This window comes from Lentzea miocenica (genome assembly GCF_033949945.1).
Lineage (GTDB): Bacteria > Actinomycetota > Actinomycetes > Mycobacteriales > Pseudonocardiaceae > Lentzea > Lentzea miocenica.
Genome location: NZ_JAXAVW010000003.1, coordinates 217,877 through 238,337 on the forward strand (window position 1 = coordinate 217,877; position 20,461 = coordinate 238,337).

Consider the following 20,461-nt stretch of genomic DNA (forward strand, 5'->3'; position numbering starts at 1 on the left):
GTCCGCCATCAAAGGAACGGCCGGTGGACCCACGTGGGATCCACCGGCCACGTGCCCGGCCGGTCAGTACCGGTCGATCTTCGGCTTCTCCGCGGACGAACCCGACTTGCCCAGGGTGCCGTCGTAGACCTTCTGCCACGAGCCGTCGTCGAGCGAGGCCTGCAGGATGTCGTTCACCTTGTCGCGCAGGGCCTTGTCCTCCTTGGGCAGGCCGATGCCGTACGGCTCCTGGGAGAACGTCTTGCCGACGACCTTCAGCTTGCCCTCCTCGGCGGCCGCGTAGCCCTTGAGGATCGCGTCGTCCGTGGTGACCGCGTCGACCTCACCCTCGAGGAGCTTGGTGACGCACTGCGAGTAGCCCTGGAACTCGATGACGTTCGCGGCCTCGGTCAGGCCCTCGTCCTTGATGCGCTTGGCCGGCGTGGAGCCGGTCACCGAGCACACCTTCTTGCCCTTGAGGGTGTCCTTGCCGGTGATCGTGGTGTTGTCGGCCTTGATCAGCAGGTCCTGACCGGCGACGAAGTACGGCCCGGCGAAGCCGACCTTCTCCTTGCGGCCGGCGTTGATCGTGTAGGTGCCGACGTAGTAGTCGACGTCACCGTTGATCAGCGCCTGCTCGCGGGCGGCGGACTGGACCGTCTTGAACTGGATCTTCTCGGGGTCGAGACCCAGCTTCGCGGAGACCAGCCGCGCGATGTCGATGTCGAAGCCGCTGTACTTGTTCGTCGTCGGGTCCTTGTAGCCGAGACCCGGCTGGTCTTCCTTGACGCCGACGACGAGGTTGCCGCGCGCCTTGGCCTTCTCGAACGTGGGCGAGCCGTCGACCTTGACGTCCTTGGCGACCTCGAAGAGGCCGGCGGGCGCCGCCTGGTCGGTCGGGGAGCCCTCCTTGCCACACGCGGTCAGGGCCAGTGCGCCCGTAAGCAGCACCGCCGCAAGGGTGCGAACCCTCATCGTCCTTCTCCTGCCATTCGTTCGAAAGTGGGCTGACTACTAGTGAGTCAGGATCTTGCCAAGGAAGTCCTTCGCGCGGTTGGACTTCGGGGCCGAGAAGAACTCTTCCGGGGTGGAATCCTCGACGACCTCGCCGTCGGACATGAAGATCACCCGGTCCGCGGCCTTGCGGGCGAAGCCCATCTCGTGCGTGACGACCAGCATTGTCATGCCGTCCTTCGCGAGGCCCGTCATGACGTCCAGGACCTCCTGGACCATCTCCGGGTCGAGCGCGGACGTGGGCTCGTCGAACAGCATCACCTTGGGCTTCATCGCGAGCGCGCGGGCGATCGCCGCACGCTGCTGCTGCCCACCGGACAGTTGTGCCGGGAACTTCTCCGCCTGGTTGGCGATCCCGACGCGCTCCAGCAGTTCCATCGCGGTCTTGCGGGCGTCGGCCGCGGGGGTCTTGCGCACCTTCGTCGGAGCGAGCATCACGTTCTCGACGATGGTTTTGTGCGCGAAAAGGTTGAAGGACTGGAACACCATGCCGACATCGGCGCGCAGGCGGGCCAGTTCCTTTCCTTCGGCGGGAAGTGGCTGCCCGTCGACCTCGATGACACCGGAATCAATCGGCTCGAGGCGGTTGATGGTCCGGCACAGCGTCGACTTACCGGAACCCGACGGCCCCAGCACGACCACGACCTGCCCCTTCGGCACTTCCAGCTGCACGTTCTTGAGCACGTGCAACGGGCCGAAGAACTTGTCCACACCCGCCACACGAATCATCGGCGGGGCAGAGGCGGCAGTCATCCAGTCCTCCATTTGGGGGTCGTCGGCGTTGGCGGAAACCTAGGTGTCCGCCACCACACCAGTCCAGGACATTGAGCAAGACTTAGGGTCTCAACTCTGTCACAGGCAGACATCGGTTGCCCGGGAGGTAGCGAAAGTGCGCGTGCTGCTCGTCGAGGACGACGACAGGGTCGCCGAGGCCTTGGTCCCAGCCCTGACCAGACGTGGTTTCCACGTCGACCGGCAGGCGACGGGCCGCGGCACGCTCGACCGCCTCGCCGGCGTCGACGTGGTGCTGCTCGACCTCGGCCTGCCCGACATGGACGGCGTGACGCTGTGCCGTGCCATCCGTGCCGCCTCGGACGTCGCGATCATCGTCGTGTCGGCGCGGGGGGAGATCGACGACCGGATCCTCGGCCTGCACGCCGGGGCCGACGACTACCTCGTGAAGCCCTACGACGTGGGCGAACTCGTCGCCCGCGTGCACGCCGTCCGCCGTCGCCGCGGCGCCGACCCGGTCGGGGTGGGCGCGGTGTCGACGGAGGTCTTCGAGACCGGCGACGTGCGGGTCGACCTGGGGCGGCACGAGGTCACCGTCGCGGGGGAGTCGGTCGCGCTGTCCCGCAAGGAGTTCCAGGTGCTCGCGCTGGTGATGGCGGCGGGTGGCGCGGTGTGCACGCGGGAGCGCATCCTGGCCGAGGTGTGGGGACGGACCTGGTCGGGTGCCAACAGGACACTCGACGTGCACGTCGCGACGTTGCGCACCAAGCTGGGCCGGCCCGCGCTGCTGGAGACCGTGCGCGGCGTCGGATACCGGCTGGGGCAGGTGTGATCTCAATTGGGTGATCTTCCGTTGGGTGATCTTCCTTCGGCGTGTCGCGGCCGGGTGGGGTGACGGTTCGTGAGGTCCCGACTGCTGGGCGTGGTGCTCGCCCTGATCGTGCTGGTGCTCGTCGGTCTGGGCGTGCCGCTGGGCCGTGGCGTGGCGGCCGCCGAGCAGCAGGAGATGTTCCTCGACCGGCTCACCGACACCAGCCGGTTCGCCTCGCTGGCGCAGCGGCCGTTGATCGACGACAAGCCGGACCTGCTGCGGCCCGAGCTGGAGCGCTACGACGAGCTCTACGACATCGGCGTGGCGGTGGTGGCCCGCGACGCGCCGACCGTCGCGATGGTGGCGTCGCGCAACGACCTCGCGCTCGGTGACGCCGGTGTGCAGGACCTGGTGAGCAAGGCCTTGGCCGGACGGCTGCCGGTCGCGCCGCCGTTGTTCATGCCGTGGAGTGACGCGGTGGTGGTGCTCGCCGAACCGGTCCTGGTCGACGGCGAGGTGCGTGGCGCGGTGATCACGTTCTCGCCGACGTCCAAGACCCGCTTCGAGGTGCTGGCCTGGTGGGGTCTGCTGCTCGCGGCATCGCTGCTGGTGCTGGCCTTGGCGGTGCTGCTGGCGCTGCCGGTGGTGCGCTGGACGCTGCGGCCGGTGCAGGCGCTGGACGACGCGACGGGGAAGCTCCTCGCGGCCGTGGTGTCGGGCCGGCCGGTGCCGCCGGTGGGCGCGGAGAGCGGGCCGCCGGAACTGCGGCAGCTGTCCCGGTCGTTCGACCAGATGGCCGCGAACGTGAGCGATGTGCTTGCCGCGCAACGGGCCTTCGTCGCCGACGCCTCACACCAGCTGCGCAATCCGTTGACCGCCCTGAAACTCCGTCTGTCCAACCTGGAGGGCCACGTCGACGCCGAGGCCGAGGTGCACCAGGTCGAGGCGCTGAGCGAGACCGACCGGCTGAACCGGATCCTCGACGAGCTGCTCGCCATGGCCAGGGCCGAGTCCAGTTCCGTGGACCCGGTTCCGGTCGACGTCGACAAGTCCGTGGCGGCGCGGTTGTCGGCGTGGTCGGCTGCCGCGGCGGCGAAGGAGGTGCACCTCGTGCTCGACGGGGAACGGGTCGGCATGGCCCTCGTCCCGCCCCGCGGAGTCGAGACGATCCTGGACGCGCTGCTCGACAACGCCCTGAAGTTCACCGCGGAGGGCACGCTGATCGTCGTCGACGCCCGCAAGTCCGACGGCGTCATCCGCCTCTCCGTCGCCGACCACGGGCCCGGTCTGCAGCCCGACGAGCTCGAACGCGCGACGGACCGGTTCTGGCGGAGTCCGGCTCACCAGAACGTGCCGGGGTCAGGGCTCGGGCTCTCGATCGTGCGGCTGGTCGTCGAGCGCGTCGACGGCAACGTCCGGCTGGAGTCGCCGGAGGACGGTGGGTTGAAGGTCGTGATCGAGCTGCCCGCCGCCTAGACCTTGGCTTCGCGGTAGTAGCGCATCGCGCCGGGGTGCAGCGGTACCGGTGACGTCTCGATCGCCGACCGCTGTTCGATCGTGCGTGCCGCCGAGTGCGCCTTCACGAGATCGGGCTGCCCCTCGAACAGCTGCCGCACGAGCGCCTCGGCCACGTCGTCGGGCATCTCCTCGCGGACGAGCAGGAAGTTGCGCACGACGAGGGTGATGACCGGGCCGGACTGCAGGTTGTAGATGGAGGCGGGCAGCGTCGCCGAGCCGTACACCGGGTACTGCTGGCGGAACTTCGGCAGCTCGTCCTTCAGGTCGAGCATCCGCACGCCGAGGCCCTTGGTGAGGTCGGTGATCTTGCTCGTCGGCAGGCCGCCCGACCAGAAGAACGCGTCGATCCTGCCCTCCTGCATCGCCTGGGCGGAGTCGTCGAGACCGAGGTTCACGGCCTGCGGCGTGACGTTCTCGGACCGCAGCAGCCGGCTCGCGATGATCTCCACGCCCGACCCGGTCGCGCCGATCGACACGCGCAGTCCCGTCAGCTCGCGCAGCTTCGTCGCCGGCAGATCGGCGCGAACGATCACCTGCAGGTAGTCGTCGTGCATGCGCGCCAGCGCACGCAACCGGGAGGCACCCTCGACGCCTTCGACCGCGTCCGCCTGCGAGAAGCCGACCTGGGCCTGGTCGTTGACGAGCCGGGTGACGTTGTCCTTGGACCCGTCCGTGCGGACGACCTGGGGCCGCACGATGCCGAGCCGCCCGCTCCAGATGTCCGCCAGGCCGTTGCCGAGCGAGTAGTAGACGCCGACCTCGCTGCCCGTGGCCATCGTTATCTTGATGTCGGACACCGTGCTGCTACAGCCCGTCAGGACCGTTGCGGCGGTCAGCAGGCTCACGGCGGCATGTACTCGTCCCAGCACCATCGCATCGTGCCACGGGGGTGGTCCGCGCTTGCACCCGACGAAGGTCCTGCCTGGTCAACGTGCGGATGAGCCCGGGTTTCCGCAGTCCGCGCACATTGGGCCACTGACCAGGGTTTATCGTGTTGGGCGTGAGTACCGCGCAGGTTCGCAAAAGCTTCCAGATCCGCACGTTCGGGTGTCAGATGAACGTGCACGACTCCGAGCGGCTCGCCGGTCTGCTGGAAGGCGCGGGCTACGAGCGGGCCACCGAGGACGAGCAGGCCGACGTCGTCGTCTTCAACACCTGCGCGGTCCGCGAGAACGCCGACAACAAGCTCTACGGCACGCTCGGCCACCTCGCCCCGCAGAAGGCGGAGAGGCCCGGCATGCAGATCGCCGTCGGCGGCTGCCTCGCCCAGAAGGACCGCAGCGAGATCGTCCGCCGCGCCCCGTGGGTCGACGTCGTGTTCGGCACGCACAACATCGGTTCGCTGCCGGTGCTGCTCGAACGCGCGCGCCACAACGAGGAGGCGCAGGTCGAGATCCTCGAGGCGCTGGAGACGTTCCCGTCGTCGCTGCCGGCCGCGCGCGACTCCGCCTACTCGGGCTGGGTGTCGATCTCGGTGGGCTGCAACAACACCTGCACGTTCTGCATCGTGCCGTCGTTGCGCGGCAAGGAGAAGGACCGCCGTCCCGGCGACGTGCTCGCCGAGGTCCAGACGCTCGTGGACGAGGGCGTGCTGGAGGTGACGCTGCTGGGCCAGAACGTCAACTCCTACGGCGTCGAGTTCGGCGACAGGTTCGCGTTCGGCAAGCTGCTGCGGGCCTGCGGCGGCATCGACGGCCTCGAGCGCGTGCGCTTCACCTCGCCGCACCCCAAGGACTTCACCGACGACGTCATCGCCGCCATGGCCGAGACGCCGAACGTGTGCCACAGCCTGCACATGCCGCTGCAGTCCGGTTCGGACCGCCTGCTCAAGGCGATGCGCCGCTCGTACCGCACCGAGAAGTACCTCGGCATCATCGACAAGGTCCGCGCCGCCATGCCGGACGCCGCGATCACCACCGACATCATCGTGGGCTTCCCCGGCGAGACCGAGGAGGACTTCCAGGGCACGCTGGACGTGGTGCGCCAGGCCAGGTTCTCCTCCGCTTTCACGTTCCAGTACTCCAAGCGCCCCGGCACGCCCGCCGCGGACCTGCCGGACCAGCTGCCCAAGGCCGTCGTGCAGGAGCGCTTCGACCGGCTCGTGACGCTGCAGAACGAGATGACCCACTCGTTGAACATCGAGCAGGTCGGCCGCACCGTCGAGGTCCTCGTCGCCACCGGTGAGGGCAAGCGCGACGCCGAGACGCACCGCATGAGCGGCCGTTCCCGCGACGGGCGCCTCGTGCACTTCACGCCCGGCGCCACGGTTCCTCGTCCCGGTGACGTCGTCGAGACCGTCGTGACCTACGCGGCCCCGCATTACCTCGTCGCGGACGGCGAACCGCTGACGTGGCGCCGCACCAAGGCTGGTGACAGGTCGGAGGCGGGCATCAAGCCCAAGACCGCCGGTGTCGGCCTGGGCCTGCCGGCCTTCGGCGCTCCCGCCCCGCTGCCCGCCGCCGTGTCCGGGTGCGCCGCCCAGTGAGCGATGAGGACTTCCTGCGCAAGGAGATCGACGCCGTGGAACAGCAGGCGGCCAAGCGCATCGACCCCGGTACCGGAGCGTTGACGATCTCCATCGCCGTGCTGGCGTTGCTGGTGTCGCTGATCCTGCCGTGGGTGGGGGACAAGACGGGCCTGAACGTCCTGCTGGGCGACTCGACGAGCTTCGTCCCTCGGCTGTTCTCGTTCATCGCGCTCGGCGTCGGCGTGCTCGGTTCCGGCGTCACGCTCGCGGTGCGCCGCTGGGGTCTCGCGTGGGTGTGTGCGCTGGGCCTGTTCGCGGGCTCGGTGACGGGCGTGCTGTCGATCTGGACGCAGCAGACGACCACGAGCAACAAGACGATCGGCCCCGGTCCCGGCATCGGCCTGATCATCGCGGTGATCGCGGTGGTCGTCCTGCTGGTGAAGTGGGTCAGGATCGCGGCTTCCCGCCCGCCGCAGCTCTGACCCGTAGTACGGTCTCGGCTCCATTTCCTCTCAAACGGTGAGTCGAGGTCCCGTGGAATGGCGGACGAGACGTCCAACAGCATGTCCGGCGAGAACAACGGCACGTCCTTCATGGCGGGGGAGGTGCACGGCAACGTCACCTTCCACTCGCCGCGCAGGCGTTCGGTGATGGCGTTCGGCGGCGTGGCCCTCGGAGCCGTCGTGCTGGCGGCGGTGTTCGTGGCCGGCACCCGCTTCGACGACCGGCCAGCCCCGGACGCGGCCACCACGTCGACCACACCGCCGCCTCCGTCGTCAGCGCCACCGGCGACGACCACCACCGCGGTGCAGGCCGCGACCACGAAGCCGCCCAGCCCCGTTCCCCAGCCGCCCGCGCCGAAACCGGCCGACGACGGGCCTGGCTACCTGCTGATCGCCGGGAACACCGGCGAGGTGGTCGACACCACCGGGATCACTTTGGACGCCCTCCTGGTCGCGAGGAAGGCGGAGGGCGCGTACGAGGCGGACGTCCAACGGAGCTGGGTGCGTGAGTTCTCCAGCGCCACACCGGACCTCTTCCGCTTTCGCAACGCCCGTAAGAACCTGTGCCTGGAGACGGAAACCGGCGCGGCCGTCCGCGGTGAGCCGATGCGGCTCGCCGACTGCTCGTGGGAGCGCACCCATCAGCTGTGGCGGGCCAAGAACTCCGGCCAGGCCGCCAGTGCCGTCTCGGGGGAGTGCCTGGGGCCGGGCGAGGCCTCGCCGCCGTTCGGCACCTCGGTCGTGGTGACGGCCTGCCAGGACGGCCCCGCGCAACGCTGGCAGATCTCCCGCTGAAACGCCCGAGGGCCCCTCTCCCGCGCGGGAGAGGGGCCCTCGGTGCGTCACCTGACTAGCGGGTCGCCAGAGCCTGCTCAGCGGCGGCGAGCCACTCGCGCCACTGCGCGGCCTGCGCCTCGGCCTGCTCCGTGCGGCGCTTGTCGCCCGCGGCACGAGCCTTCGCGGCCTGCGCCTCGAACTGCTCCACGCGCTCGCGGAACTGCGCCACGCGGGCCTCGGCCTCGGGGTCGGAGCGACGCCACTGCGCGTCGACCGCGCCGCGGACCCTCTCCTCGATCGTGCGCAGCTTGCCCTCGAGCTCGCGGATGCGCTCGCGCGGCACCTTGCCGATCGCGTCCCAGCGCTCCTGGATCTTGTAGAGCTGGTTGCGCGCCGACTCGAGGTCGCTCGACGGGTCGATCGCCTCGGCCTCGGCGAGCAGCTCCTCCTTCAGCTTCGCGTTCGCCGAGAACTCGGCGTCCCGTTCGCTGAACGCCTCGGAGCGCTTCTGGAAGAACGCGTCCTGCGCGGCGCGGAACCGCTGCCACAGCGCGTCGTCGGCCTCCTTGGGCGCACGCCCGGCGGCCTTCCACTCGACCATGAGCTCCTTGTAGCGACCGGCCGTGGGGCCCCAGTCGTCGGAGTCGATCAGCTTCTCGGCCTCTTCGACGAGCGCCTGCTTGGAGGTCTTCGCCACCGAACGCTGCCGGTCGAGGTCCGCGAAGTGCGAGCCGCGACGGCGGTTGAACGCGTCGCGCGCCTTCGAGAACCGGCGCCACAGCTGCTCGTCGGTCTTGCGGTCGACGCCGCGGATCGTCTTCCACTCGTCGAGGATCTGACGCAGGCGGTCGCCGGCGACCTTCCACTGGGTCGACTCGTTGGCGATCGACTCGGCCTCTTCGACCAGCGTCTGCTTGCGGGCGACGGACTGGGCGCGGGCGGCCTCCTTGGCCTCCTTCGCCTTCTCCATGCCGGCCTCTGCCTGCACCAGCACGTGCTCGACGCGGGCCGCCAGCGCCTTCAGGTCGCCCACCACGGCGGCCTCGGCGAGCTGCTCCTTGACGTGCTTCGCGCTGGTCATGGCGTGCTTCGGGTCGCCGGCGCCGGACTTCAGGCGCGACACCAGCAGCTCGACCTCGGTGCGCAGGTCGTCGAACCGGCGCGCGAAGTGCGCGAGGCCCTCGACCGGCTCGCCGGCCTGCCACGACCCGACGGCGCGCTCGCCGTCCTCGGTCTTCACGTACACGGTGCCGTCGGCGTCGACGCGCCCCCAGCGGTCAGGGTGGTCCGACGCCACGGGGACGGCCGGAGGCGTCGCCTGCGCCGCGATTTCCTTCGGCGTTTCCTCGACTCCACCCTCGGCTGCGACCTCCACAGCACCCTCTGCTGGGGCGGCTTCGACCACGGCCTCCGGTGTGCTGTCCTGCTCCGACATCGCCGGTTCCTCCCATCTGACGCCCGTGCCTGCCACGGGCGCCCCGCCGCGGCGGGGCCGATGCAATACGGGCGCTGGAGGGTCTCCCGTCCCCAGTTCCCCGCGCGCATTCAAACAGGTCAGAGCTCGACTCGGTACTGGGAGTCCACGATAGGTAGCCTCGTTCGTCGTGATCACCCGTGCCGCGGTGGTGCCCCACCCACCTCTTCTGGTCCCAGAACTGGTCGCGGGAGCCGCCGCCGAAACCGAGCCCGTGCGCGCCGCAACCCTTGCGGCGGCAGGAAAACTGCCCGGTCCGTGGATCGCGGTGGCGGTCGACGCCTGCGGGCCGTCGACCGTTGTGCCACCGTTGTCGGGAAGTTTTCTCGGTTTCGGGGTCGACGTGGCGGTATCACTCGGCGGTGACCTGCCTCCAGACCCCCGAATTCCGTTGCCAGTGCTAATCACCGCGTGGCTGCGGGAACACTGCGCAGTCGAGGTGTCACGCGTTGAACTCGTACCGCCTGACCTGGCCCCTTCCGAATGTGTCTCGTTTGGACGACAACTCGCCGGTGAGTCCGCCGGGCTGTTGATCCTCGGCGACGGCTCGACCCGGCACGGCATTCGCTCGCCGGGCTCGAACGACGAGCGTTCGGGACCGTTCGACGAGCACGTGCACTCCCTGCTGGCCACCGCCGACGTGGACGGCCTGCTCGGCATCGACCCCGAACTCGCCCGTGAGCTGGGTGCGCAGGGCCGCGCGGCGTGGCAGGTCCTCGCCGGCGTGCCCGGACCGTGGCGCGGCACCGGCGCCGAGTTCTTCGCACCTTTCGGCGTGGGTTACCACGTCGCCCTCTGGGAGCGCCCGTGATCACCCCCATCGCTGTTGTCGGACCCACCGCGACCGGCAAGTCCGACCTGGCCGTCGCGCTCGCCGAACGGTTCGGGGGAGAGGTCGTCAACGCCGACGCCATGCAGCTCTACCGCGGCATGGACATCGGCACGGCCAAGATGACCCTCGCCGAACGCCGCGGGATTCCGCACCACCTGCTGGACGTCCTCTCCGTCACCGAGACCGCGTCGGTGGCCGCCTACCAGCGGGAGACGCGCGCCGTCATCGAACGCCTGCTCGCGGACGGACGTCCCCCGATCCTCGTCGGAGGGTCCGGGCTCTACGTGCAGGCGGTGCTCGACGACCTGAAGTTCCCCGGCACCGACGACGCCGTGCGGGAGCGCTTCGAGGCGGAGCTGGCGTCGGTGGGCGCGGAGGCGTTGCACCGGCGTCTGCAGGAGCTCGACCCGGCCGCCGCGATCGCGATCCTGCCGTCCAACGGCCGCCGCATCGTGCGCGCGCTGGAGGTCATCGAGCTGACCGGGCAACCGTTCTCCGCGAACCTTCCCAAGCCCGGCCCCGCGCGCTACGACACCGTCCAGATCGGCGTCGACCGCGAGGTGTCCGAACTGGACTCGCGCGTCGACCTGCGCGTGGACGTGATGTTCGGTGCCGGTCTGGAGGACGAGGTGCGCGCCCTGGTCCGGCTAGGCCTGCGCGACGGCAAGACCGCGTCCCGGGCGCTGGGCTACCAGCAGGTGCTGTCCGCAATGGACGGAGCGTGCACGATCGACTTCGCCGCGGAGGAGACCAAACGCGCCACCCGCCGGTTCGTGCGCAGGCAGCGGTCGTGGTTCCGGCGTGACCAGCGCATCACCTGGCTGGACGGTGCGCGGCCGGATCTTTTGGAAGCCGCCGGTAATCTGGTCCCGTGGAGTTCGTGAAGGGGCACGGCACGGAGAACGACTTCGTCATCCTGCCCGACCTCGATGACCAGCTGGACCTGACGGTGGCGCGCGTCCAGGCGCTGTGCGACCGGCAGCGCGGCCTGGGCGCGGACGGCGTGCTGCGCGTCGTGCGTTCCGAAGCGACGTCTGACGCCAAGTGGTTCATGGACTACCGCAACGCCGACGGCTCCATCGCCGAGATGTGCGGCAACGGCCTGCGCGTCTTCGCCCGCTACCTCGTCGACGCCGGGCACCAGCCGCAGGGCACGTTCGTCGTCGGCACGCGCGCGGGGGACCGCACCGTCACCACGCACCCGGACGGCTCCGTCACCAACGACATGGGCCCCGCCCGCGTGACCGGCACGTCCATCGCGGCGGTCGACGGCCACGGCATCGGCGGCTTCGCGATCGACGTCGGCAACCCGCACCTGGCGTGCGTCACCGACGTCCCGGTCGACGGCTTCGACCTCACCGTGCCGCCCGGCTTCGACCCGGTGTTCTTCCCGCACGGCGTCAACGTCGAGCTGATCAACGTGCTCGACGCCGACTCGCCTCGCGGTGGTGCTCTGAAGATGCGCGTTTACGAGCGTGGCGTCGGCGAGACCCGGTCCTGCGGCACCGGCACGGTCGCGTCCGTTGCCTCCTGGCTCGCCGGTCAGGGCAAGACCACCGGCTCGGCGACCGTCGACGTCCTCGGCGGCCAGGTGTTCGTCACCATCGAGCCGACGACGTCGACGCTCACCGGACCCGCCGTGCTCGTCGCCCGCGGCGAGCTCGACAAGTCCTGGTGGGACGCCCTCGCCTAGTTCAGGTCGTAGACCTCGATCTTCCCGAGCCTCTCGGGCTTGACCACGTCCGGGTGGGAGTCGGGTGCCGTCAGGCAGACGAGCTTGTCCCCGACGACCGCGACGGCGAAGCACGTCTGCGTCGTCTCGACCCGGTGCGTGATCTTGCCGCCCTCGGTCACCCGGAACACGGCAGGCTGCAACGCCGGCGCCACCCACACCCCGTCACCGTCGCCCGCGATGCCGTCCGGCGCGATGCCGAACTCCTTCACATCGGCCCACACCCTGCGGTTTTGCAACGATCCGTTGCGGTCGACCGAAAACGAGGTGAGGTGGAACGCAACGGTCTCGGCGACGACCAGGATGGTGCCGCTCTCCGACTCGCCCGTCGGGTCGGGCAGCAGGGCCATGCCGTTGGGGAACTTGAGGTCCTCGGCGGCCACGCTGACGGATCCGTCGGGCTGGACGAGTGCGAGCGCGGCGCCCGGCGGTTCGAAGTCCGGCTCCATCAGTCGCGCGATGCCGACCTCGGTGATGAGGCCGTGCAGGTCGAAGCCGAAGTTGCCGACGTACGCGCGGCCCTCGCCGTCGACGAGCATGTCGTTGGCGTGGAACGTCGCGATATCCGAGATGTCGGCGTGCAGAACGAGGTTGCCGTCCTCCAGTCGCCGCACCGTGTGGTCGAGCATCGAGACGACGAGCAGGCTTCCGTCGGGCAGCCAGCCGAGGCCGGAGGGCTGGCCGTCGAAGGCGACGACGACTTCGTCCTCGCCCGTCGCGAGGTCGAGGGCGTGGACCTCGCCCGCGTAGAAGTCGGAGTAGTAGAGGCGACCGTCGGGGCCGCGTCGCGGTCCCTCGCCGAAGTGAAGACCGTCCCGCAGCACCGTGGTGTCAGCCATGGGCCTCGACGCTAGACGTCGCCGGCAGGTCGCGCATAGACCGCAACGGGGACAACAACAGCCACACCATCCCGGCCACCGAGCCGATGACCGACACCCACATCGTCGGCACGATCCCGATCCACGACCCGAGCGCGCCGCCGAGCAGCGCGCCCAGCGGCGTCGCGCCCCACACCACCCAGCGGATCGAGGCGTTCATCCGGCCGAGCAGGTGGTCGGGGCAGATCGCCTGCCGGTAGCTGACCTGGCCGACGTTGTAGACGACGATCCCGAACACGCTCACCGCCAGGCAGGCCATCGGCAGCACCAGGCCCCAGCCGTCCGAGACGAACGGCAGCGCCAGGGTGAACGGCCAGGTCAGCAGCGGGATGAGCCAGATCATCCTGGCCTGCCCTACGAGCAGGCCGATCCGGTGGGCGAAGGCCGCCCCGAGCACCCCGCCGACGCCGCCCGCGCTGAGCACCAGGCCGGCCGTTCCCTCGCTCAGCCCCACGGTCTGCAGCAGGAACAGCACCATCACGGCGTTCTGGATGCCGTGGAAGAAGTTCGACGTGCCGGTGCAGGCCACGATCATGCGCAGGGTGACGTTGCCGAAGACGAACCGCAGCCCCTCCATGATCTCGCGACGCAGGTGCGGGTCGGGGTGGCGTTCCGGCGCCGGTTCGGCGGTCTTGATCCGGACCAGGAAGAACGCCGAGCTCAGGTAGCCCAGCCCGGTCGCGAGGACGCCGTTGGCCGCGCCGAGGAACTGTGCCGCGTACCCGCCGATCGCGGGTCCGGAGACCTCGGCGACGGACAGGCTGGCCTGCAGCTTCGAGTTGCCCTCGACGAGCTGGCCGCGACCGACCAGTGAGGGCAGGTAGGACTGGTAGGCGACGTCGAAGAAGACCGTGCACACGCCCACCGCGAGGCTCACGATGATCAGCTGCGGCAGGTCGAGCAGGCCCAGCCACCACGCGGCGGGCACGCTCAGCATCAGCGCGGCGCGGGCGACGTCCATCGCGATCATCAGCGGTTTGCGGCGCATCCGGTCGACCCAGACGCCCGCGGGCAGGCCGATCAGCAGGAACGCGATCGTGCTCGCCGCGGCCAGCAGTCCCATCTCGAACGGTGTCGCGTTCAGCACACCCACCGCGAGCAGCGGGATGACGGTCATGCCCACGTTCGCGCCGAACTGGCTGATCGTGTCGCCGACCCAGAGCCTGCGGAAGTCGGGGTGCCCCCAAAGCGCCATGCCGAGAAGTCTGCGCTGAGTGATTGGAAGCTGTCAATCACTTAGACTGGGTCTCGTGACGCTCTCCCGGGACCGACGTCCCGCGACCAAGGCCGAAGCCGCGGCCCTCAGCTCTGACCTGCGGCTGCGGATGATCCGCATGACGTTCGACCGCCCGCTGACCAACAAGGAGCTGGCGCAGCGGCTCGGCAAGGATCCGGCCACGACGCTGCACCACGTCCGCAAGCTGGTCGCCGCCGGATTCCTGGAGGCGATGCCGCCGCGCGCGGGCAACCGGGGCGCGAAAGAAATCCCCTATCGGTCGACAGGGCTGTCGTGGCAGCTCGACAACAGCGAAAATGTGGTCGCCGTCGGTGAGGCGATGCTGCACGCTTTCCTCGGCGAGGTTGCCGACATCGGGCTCGAGCACGTGGATCAGAGCCGCCTGGTCGTCACCGTCGACCCGGAGGAACTAAAGCAGCGGCTCGCGTCGTTGTTGGATGAGCTGGCCGCGCAACCGGTCAAGCCGGATGTTCCCCGTGTGGCGATCTACCTCGCGGTGTATCCGGGGGACTAACTGTCCGTGGGACGATGAAGGGCAAATGACGGAAAACATCCAGAGCACAGAGTTCGACCCCGAGTTCGACTCGACGTGGGAAGAGGACGACTTCTCGACGGGCGACTACGAACGCGTCGAACGCGCCGCACTGCGTCGCGTCGCCGGGTTGTCGACCGAGCTCGAGGACATCACCGAGGTCGAGTACCGGCAGCTCCGCCTGGAGCGGGTCGTGCTCGTCGGGGTGTGGACCGAGGGCACCGCGGCCGACTCCGACGCCTCGATGGCCGAACTCGCCCGCCTCGCCGAGACCGCTGGTTCCGAGGTGCTCGAAGGCGTGGTGCAGCGGCGCGACAAGCCGGACGCCGCGACGTACATCGGCTCCGGCAAGGTCTCCGAGCTGCGCGACGTGGTGCAGTCGACCGGCGCGGACACGGTGATCTGCGACGGTGAGCTCTCGCCAGGCCAGCTGCGTCAGCTGGAGGAGAAGCTCAAGGTCAAGGTCATCGACCGCACCGCGCTCATCCTGGACATCTTCGCGCAGCACGCGCGGTCCAAGGAGGGCAAGGCGCAGGTCGAGCTGGCCCAGCTGCAGTACCTGATGCCGCGCCTGCGCGGCTGGGGTGAGACGTTGTCGAGGCAGGCCGGTGGTCGTGCCGGTGGCGGCAACGGCGGCGTGGGTCTGCGCGGTCCTGGTGAAACCAAGATCGAGACCGACCGCCGCCGGATCCGCGCGCGCATCGCCAAGCTGCGCCGTGAGATCGCCGCGATCGGCGTCATCCGCGAGACCAAGCGGGGCCGCCGCACGGCGAACGAGATCCCGAGCATCGCCATCGCGGGCTACACGAACGCGGGCAAGTCCTCGCTGCTCAACGCGCTGACGGGCGCCGGTGTCCTGGTGGAGGACGCGCTGTTCGCCACCCTCGACCCGACGACGCGCCGCGCGGAGACGCCGGAGGGCCTGGCCTACACGCTGACGGACACGGTCGGCTTCGTCCGGCACCTGCCGCACCAGCTGGTCGAGGCGTTCCGCTCCACGCTGGAGGAGGTCGGCCAGGCCGACCTGCTCGTGCACGTGGTCGACGGCTCCGACGCCATGCCGGAGAAGCAGGTCAGCGCCGTGCGCGAGGTCATCTCCGAGATCAACGAGAAGACCGGCGCGGCGATGCCGCGCGAGCTGCTGGTCGTGAACAAGATCGACGCCGTGGGCGACCTGGGCCTCGCCCGGCTGCGGCACCTGTTCCCGGACGCGTCGTTCGTGTCGGCGCACTCGGGCCTCGGCATCGAGGAACTGCGGGTCCGCATCGCCGAGCTGATGCCACGCCCAGAGGTGGTGGTCGAAGCTCTCGTGCCGTATGCACGCGGCGAGGTGGTCGCCCGCGTGCACCGCGACGGCGAAGTGCTGTCCGAGAAGCACACGGAGTCGGGCACGCTGCTCAACGCCCGAGTGCGCCCGGACCTCGCCGGCGTGCTCGAGGAGTTCGCGACGAACGGAACGCCTGCTTGATCCCGCCTCCACCGGTGGACGTGTGCCCGGTAGCCATGCAGGAGCTCTCCGGGCTCACGTCCGACGGCAAGCAGTTCTTCGCCGTCAGCGACAGCGACAACGGCACGCTGCGCATCCAGGTCATGGGCCGCGACTGCGTGGTGACGCGCACGATCACCGCGCCCGTGGACCCCTACGACGTCGAAGACCTCGCGATGACGCCGGACGGCACCCTCTGGGCCTCCGACACCGGCGACAACAACAAGTCCCGCACCACGGTCGCCCTGCACAAGGTCTCACCAACGGGCGCCGTGGAGCGGTACCGCGTCACCTACCCGGACGGCAAACACGACGCCGAAGCCCTGCTCATCGACAAGACCGGTATCCCGTACATCATCACCAAGGAACCCCTGGGCTCCGCGCTGGTGTATCGCCCCACGGCCCCGCTCCGAACCGACGTGTCAGTCCCGCTGGAGCAGGTGACCCGCGTGTCCCTGTCGACGACGGACACCCCGGGCGGCCCCCTGGAAGGCACCCTCGACTCACGCCTGGTGACCGGCGCCGCCTCGATGTCCGACGGCTCCGTCATCGCCCTGCGCACCTACACCGACGCCTACCTCTACCCGGTCCCCGACGGCGACATCGCCAAAGCCTTTTCCGGCGACCCGGTCCGCGTCCCCCTGCCCAACGATCCCCAGGGCGAAGCCATCGCCTTCGACCCGGACGGCACCCTGCTCTCGGCCTCCGAAGGCGCCGGCACCCCGATCCGGTCCGTGGCAGGCGCCGCCGCGCTGGCCCAGCCACCCGCGCCGACGACCACCACACCTCCACCAGTGGCCGACCAACCCCAGTCGTCGTCACCGGACTCGCCGAGCTCCTCCTGGCAGAACTGGCCCCTGGCGCTGACTCTCGGCGGCCTCGTCCTCATCGCCGCCCTCGTCATCGGCCTCCGCTTCCGCCGCCGCGCCTGACCGCGCCGTTCACTGGGCCGTTCGCTGGGGCCGTTCACTGCGCCGTTCACTGGGCCGTTCACCCAGTTCCCGATCTTCGCGCACCCTTGCTGACCTGCCCTTTAGCAATGAGTCTTTTGACGACGTCGGCAAAAGACTCATTGCTAGGAGCTGATATATCGGATGTGGCGGTCAGTCCCAGGCGACGGGCATGCGTTCCAGGCCGCCGATCACCAGGCTCGCCCGATGCGGCAGCTCGTCCTCGGGAACGGCGAGACGCAGCTTGGGGAACCGGGTGAAGAGGCCGGGAAAGGCGATCTTCAGTTCGATCCGGGCCAGGTGCTGCCCGATGCACTGGTGGATGCCGTGTCCGAACGCGAGGTGGCCGGTCGCCCCGCGCGCCAGGTCGAGGACGTCGGGGTCGGCGTAGCGCGCCGGGTCGCGGTTGGCCGACCCCAGCTCGACGAACACCGTGTCACCCGCGCGCACGAGGACGCCGTCGATCTCGGCGTCCTCCAACGCGGTGCGCGCCGTGGCCGGCGTCAGACTGATATATCGCAGGAGCTCCTCGACGGCGGCGTCGGGATTCGCCAGCATCGCGTCCACCCGCTCCGGCGAGCGCATGAGCTCCAGCGTGCCGAGCGACAGCATGTTCGTCGTCGTGTCGAGCCCGCCGCCGAGCAGCGCCATGCCCATCGCGGCCATCTCGTCGTCGGTCAGATCGCTGCCCGACGACGAGGCATTCGCGTTGACGAGGTCGCTGAGCAGGTCGTCGGTCGGCTGTATGCGCTTCGCCGCGACCATTTCCAGCATGAACCCCTGCAGCCGTTCGAACGCGGCGAACATCTCCGCGGCCTCGTCGGCTCCCGCGCCGCTGGCACCGGTCAGCAGCATGGCGTCCTGCTGGAAGTCCGTGCGGCGCTCGTACGGGACGCCCAGCAGTTCGCAGATCATCAGGCCCGGAACCGGCACCGCGAAGTGCGCCACCAGGTCCGCGGGCGAACCCTGTGCCGCCAGTTCGTCGAGGTGGTCGGCGGTGATGGCTTTGAGCCGCTCGGCGAGCAGGCGCATCCGGCGGACGGTGAACTGCCCGGTGAGCCTGCCGCGGTAGCGGGTGTGGTCCGGCGGGTCGTGGTCGGTGAACGCGCCGGGCGGTGACGGCGGCGCGTCGCCGGGGCTGCCGGGGCCGAACGGGTTGTGCATCAGGTCCGGCCGGATGCTGAAGCGGTGGTCCGCGAGCACGGCGCGCACGGTGGCGTGGTCGTGTGCTCGCCAGCCGACGTGCCCGTCCGGGAACGTCATCGGGCTGAGTGGCATTGCTCCCCCTTGCAACGAGGTCTTTCCCCTACCTGCAAGCTAAGAACGTTTGCGGACGAAGTCAAAAGACTCATTGCAATGGCCTGAAGCGCAAGGCACCATGGGGTTGTGCCTGGTAAGCGGCTAGATGAAGAGGAACGGCAGCTCATCGCCCAGTGGGTGTGGGACGGGCTGGGGTACTCCGAAATCGGGAGGCGGTTGCAAAGGCCGGCGTCCACGATCCAGCGGGAAGTGGCGCGCAACGGAGGCCACAACAACTACCGGCCGGCCGCCGCGCACCGGGCGGCGAGCGAGCGGGCGATGCGCCGGATGCCCGCGGTGGACGATCTCGACGTCGACGACGAGGCGTATTCGTTCGACCGCAGCCCGGGGCAGGTGCAGGAGTTCCACCTGAGGCTGGTCGCGGTGTTCGTGCAGACCGGGCTGACGCGCACGGCGGCGCGGATCCTCGCCGAGATCTTCATGACCGACAAGGGCAGTCTGTCCGCGACCGAGCTGGTGCTGCGGTTGTCGGTCAGTCCCGGCACCATCTCGCGGTCGACGACCCACCTGCAGCAGCTGGACCTGTTGCGCGGTGAACGCGACGGCAAGCGCATGCGGTACTTCCTCGACGACGAGATCTGGTACCGCGCGTGGTTGTCCAGCGCCCAGCGCAACTCGACCTGGGCGCACACCGCACTGGACGGTGCCGAGATCTTCGGTCTCGACACCCCAGTGGGTGCACGCCTCAAGGACATGGGGCAGTTCTTCAGCTTCGTCGTCGTGGACATGGAGTCCACGCGGCAGAAGTGGCTGGACTTCTTCGAGAAGAAGAAGCGAGCCAGGGGAGAGAACTAGAGCCCGGAAGAACTAGCGCCGGAAGAACTACGGCAGGCGCCGCAGCACGGTGACGACCTTGCCGAGGATGGTGGCCTCGTCGCCGTTGATCGGCTGGTAGGCCGTGTTGTGCGGCATCAGCCACACGTGGCCGTCCTTGCGCTTGAACGTCTTCACGGTCGCCTCGCCGTCGATCATGGCGGCGACGATCTCGCCCTGGTCCGCGGTCGGCTGCTTGCGGATCACGACCCAGTCGCCGTCGGTGATCGCGGCGTCGATCATCGAGTCGCCGACGACGCGCAGCAGGAACAGCTCGCCCTCGCCGACGATCTCGCGCGGCAACGGGAACACGTCCTCGATCGACTCCTCCGCCAGGATCGGGCCACCGGCGGCGATGCGGCCGAGCATCGGCACGTACGCGGGCGTCGGCTTGGACATCGGGTCGAGGCCGGGGTCGATCTCGGGCGGCAGCATCCCCACTGCCCGCGGGCGGTTCGCGTCGCGGCGCAGGAAGCCCTTCCGCTCCAGCGCGCGCAACTGGTACGCGACCGAGGAGGTCGACGTGAGGCCGACGGCCTCGCCGATCTCCCGCACGCTCGGCGGGTAGCCGAAACGGTCGACCCAGTCGCGAATCACGTCGAGCACCTTGCGCTGGCGCAAAGTCAGGCCGGCATTACCTGCGATCTCACTTACCTCTGTCTCTACAAGAGCGGGGTCTGGGTCGATCGTCTTGCCTGCCACGGTCGCTGTCCTCCTCGCCGCCCCCAGTTCGAATGGGATTCCGGCCTCCGTCGATCTTCGTGGTCGACGGTAGTCGTGTTTGCTGCACAGATCAAACACCTGTTCGAGGTATTTGGGCGCGTGTTGTGGCGTCCGGCGGGTCCCCGTGGTAGAAATTCGCACGGACGTTCGATCGAACCCCTGTTCGATCAAGGTACTTGACCTGCGATGGAGGGCGTCATGGCGGTGCTCGTCGAGAAGCGGTTGCGCGTAGTTGAGGACACCGACGTCGCAGCCGTCGCAGCGGGACGTCCACTCCGTTCGGGTCCTCGCGTCATGCCGAGGCGCCCGGCGACCAGGCCGCGCCCGGTCGTGGTGGTCACGTCGCGCGAGTCGAGCTCGTGCGAGGTCCGGCCGAAACGCGAGTCGATGCTCGAACTCGTCGCCATGGGTGTGCTGAGCGCCCTCACGGTCATCGCGCTCGGCGTGCTCTACCTCCAGCAGGTGGGGGTCACCCCGTAGGCCTGCCCCTACATCTTGTGTTCCGGCGCCCGGCGTGACGTGTTCACTCCGTCATGTGCGGGCGTCGTTGCGTAATCACCGCTGATCGCTCGCGGTTCCCCCAACAGAGTGACACGCGACGCGCCGTGTCGAGTTGCGTCGGCGTCCGCTGCGATCTAGGTTCTACCCCTACATCTAGTGGTTACACCGTTGTAAGTAGTCCA

General features: G+C 69.3%; 21 protein-coding genes. 13 read left to right on the plus strand and 8 right to left on the minus strand.

Features of this window, described 5'->3' with window-relative positions:
* Positions 1–63 precede the first annotated feature (63 nt).
* Positions 64–954: a glutamate ABC transporter substrate-binding protein gene (locus tag SK803_RS05185; protein WP_319964592.1), complete on the minus strand. Its 891-nt coding sequence runs from the start codon at positions 952–954 to the stop codon at positions 64–66.
* A 39-nt stretch (positions 955–993) separates the two neighbouring features.
* Positions 994–1,722, minus strand: coding sequence for an amino acid ABC transporter ATP-binding protein (locus tag SK803_RS05190; protein WP_319964722.1), 729 nt, complete (start codon positions 1,720–1,722; stop codon positions 994–996).
* 160 nt (positions 1,723–1,882) lie between these two features.
* Between SK803_RS05190 and SK803_RS05195 the strand changes: the two genes are divergently transcribed.
* On the plus strand, positions 1,883–2,557 hold the full coding sequence (locus tag SK803_RS05195; RefSeq protein ID WP_319964593.1) for a response regulator transcription factor: 675 nt from the start codon (positions 1,883–1,885) through the stop codon (positions 2,555–2,557).
* Between the two features lie 69 nt (positions 2,558–2,626).
* Complete coding sequence (locus tag SK803_RS05200; RefSeq protein WP_319964594.1) at positions 2,627–4,012, plus strand: sensor histidine kinase; 1,386 nt, start codon at positions 2,627–2,629, stop codon at positions 4,010–4,012.
* Here SK803_RS05200 and SK803_RS05205 read toward each other — a convergent pair.
* On the minus strand, positions 4,009–4,899 hold the full coding sequence (locus SK803_RS05205) for a TAXI family TRAP transporter solute-binding subunit (RefSeq protein WP_319964595.1): 891 nt from the start codon (positions 4,897–4,899) through the stop codon (positions 4,009–4,011). The two genes, SK803_RS05200 and SK803_RS05205, sit on opposite strands and share 4 nt — an antisense overlap.
* Before the next feature lie 155 nt (positions 4,900–5,054).
* Between SK803_RS05205 and miaB the strand changes: the two genes are divergently transcribed.
* The 3 genes from miaB to SK803_RS05220 are packed head-to-tail and all read left to right on the plus strand — an operon-like array spanning position 5,055 to position 7,819.
* Positions 5,055–6,539, plus strand: coding sequence for a tRNA (N6-isopentenyl adenosine(37)-C2)-methylthiotransferase MiaB (gene miaB / locus SK803_RS05210; protein ID WP_319964596.1), 1,485 nt, complete (start codon positions 5,055–5,057; stop codon positions 6,537–6,539).
* Positions 6,536–7,003 carry an Rv2732c family membrane protein gene (locus tag SK803_RS05215; RefSeq protein WP_319964597.1) on the plus strand — a complete coding sequence of 156 codons (468 nt, stop codon included), beginning with the start codon at positions 6,536–6,538 and terminating at the stop codon, positions 7,001–7,003. The genes miaB and SK803_RS05215 overlap by 4 nt, the downstream gene beginning before the upstream one ends.
* A 57-nt stretch (positions 7,004–7,060) precedes the next feature.
* Positions 7,061–7,819 carry an RICIN domain-containing protein gene (locus tag SK803_RS05220; RefSeq protein ID WP_319964598.1) on the plus strand — a complete coding sequence of 253 codons (759 nt, stop codon included), beginning with the start codon at positions 7,061–7,063 and terminating at the stop codon, positions 7,817–7,819.
* Positions 7,820–7,874: 55 nt separating this feature from the next.
* Here the strand turns inward: SK803_RS05220 and SK803_RS05225 are convergent, their stop codons facing one another.
* Entirely contained in the window at positions 7,875–9,236 is a 1,362-nt protein-coding gene (locus tag SK803_RS05225; RefSeq protein ID WP_319964599.1) for a DUF349 domain-containing protein, read from the minus strand.
* Positions 9,237–9,405: 169 nt separating this feature from the next.
* On the opposite strand from SK803_RS05225, the gene SK803_RS05230 reads away from it, so the two are divergent.
* Genes SK803_RS05230 through dapF form a run of 3 tightly spaced genes read left to right on the plus strand, consistent with a single transcriptional unit; the run spans position 9,406 to position 11,800 of the window.
* The gene (locus SK803_RS05230; RefSeq protein ID WP_319964600.1) at positions 9,406–10,086 is read left to right on the plus strand and encodes a class III extradiol dioxygenase subunit B-like domain-containing protein; all 681 of its coding nucleotides are present in this window, start codon (positions 9,406–9,408) and stop codon (positions 10,084–10,086) included.
* The gene (miaA, locus tag SK803_RS05235; RefSeq protein ID WP_319964601.1) at positions 10,083–10,991 is read left to right on the plus strand and encodes a tRNA (adenosine(37)-N6)-dimethylallyltransferase MiaA; all 909 of its coding nucleotides are present in this window, start codon (positions 10,083–10,085) and stop codon (positions 10,989–10,991) included. The genes SK803_RS05230 and miaA overlap by 4 nt, the downstream gene beginning before the upstream one ends.
* Positions 10,979–11,800: a diaminopimelate epimerase gene (gene dapF, locus SK803_RS05240; protein ID WP_319964602.1), complete on the plus strand. Its 822-nt coding sequence runs from the start codon at positions 10,979–10,981 to the stop codon at positions 11,798–11,800. The genes miaA and dapF overlap by 13 nt, the downstream gene beginning before the upstream one ends.
* Here the strand turns inward: dapF and SK803_RS05245 are convergent.
* Complete coding sequence (locus tag SK803_RS05245; protein WP_319964603.1) at positions 11,797–12,678, minus strand: SMP-30/gluconolactonase/LRE family protein; 882 nt, start codon at positions 12,676–12,678, stop codon at positions 11,797–11,799. The genes dapF and SK803_RS05245 overlap by 4 nt on opposite strands.
* Entirely contained in the window at positions 12,671–13,912 is a 1,242-nt protein-coding gene (locus SK803_RS05250; RefSeq protein ID WP_319964604.1) for an MFS transporter, read from the minus strand. Before SK803_RS05250 ends, SK803_RS05245 begins: the two co-directional genes overlap by 8 nt.
* A 55-nt stretch (positions 13,913–13,967) precedes the next feature.
* Here SK803_RS05250 and SK803_RS05255 point away from each other — a divergent pair, with 55 nt between their 5' ends.
* From SK803_RS05255 to SK803_RS05265, 3 genes are read left to right on the plus strand one after another with little or no spacing between them, the layout of a single operon-like run.
* Positions 13,968–14,468, plus strand: a complete 501-nt coding sequence (locus tag SK803_RS05255; protein ID WP_319964605.1) for an ArsR/SmtB family transcription factor — start codon at positions 13,968–13,970, stop codon at positions 14,466–14,468.
* A 25-nt stretch (positions 14,469–14,493) separates the two neighbouring features.
* On the plus strand, positions 14,494–15,954 hold the full coding sequence (hflX, locus tag SK803_RS05260) for a GTPase HflX (protein ID WP_319964606.1): 1,461 nt from the start codon (positions 14,494–14,496) through the stop codon (positions 15,952–15,954).
* Complete coding sequence (locus tag SK803_RS05265; protein ID WP_406601484.1) at positions 15,951–16,904, plus strand: SdiA-regulated/phytase-like domain-containing protein; 954 nt, start codon at positions 15,951–15,953, stop codon at positions 16,902–16,904. The genes hflX and SK803_RS05265 overlap by 4 nt, the downstream gene beginning before the upstream one ends.
* Positions 16,905–17,075: 171 nt before the next feature.
* Here the strand turns inward: SK803_RS05265 and SK803_RS05270 are convergent, their stop codons facing one another.
* A complete protein-coding gene (locus SK803_RS05270) occupies positions 17,076–18,200 on the minus strand; it encodes a cytochrome P450 (protein WP_319964607.1) in 1,125 nt (374 codons plus the stop codon).
* A 108-nt stretch (positions 18,201–18,308) separates the two neighbouring features.
* Between SK803_RS05270 and SK803_RS05275 the strand changes: the two genes are divergently transcribed.
* Positions 18,309–19,037 carry a GbsR/MarR family transcriptional regulator gene (locus tag SK803_RS05275; RefSeq protein ID WP_319964608.1) on the plus strand — a complete coding sequence of 243 codons (729 nt, stop codon included), beginning with the start codon at positions 18,309–18,311 and terminating at the stop codon, positions 19,035–19,037.
* Positions 19,038–19,064: 27 nt separating this feature from the next.
* On the opposite strand, the gene lexA is transcribed toward SK803_RS05275, so the two are convergent.
* Positions 19,065–19,742: a transcriptional repressor LexA gene (lexA, locus tag SK803_RS05280; protein ID WP_319964724.1), complete on the minus strand. Its 678-nt coding sequence runs from the start codon at positions 19,740–19,742 to the stop codon at positions 19,065–19,067.
* 234 nt (positions 19,743–19,976) lie between these two features.
* On the opposite strand from lexA, the gene SK803_RS05285 reads away from it, so the two are divergent.
* Positions 19,977–20,258, plus strand: a complete 282-nt coding sequence (locus tag SK803_RS05285) for a hypothetical protein (RefSeq protein WP_319964609.1) — start codon at positions 19,977–19,979, stop codon at positions 20,256–20,258.
* The last annotated feature ends 203 nt before the right edge of the window (positions 20,259–20,461 follow it).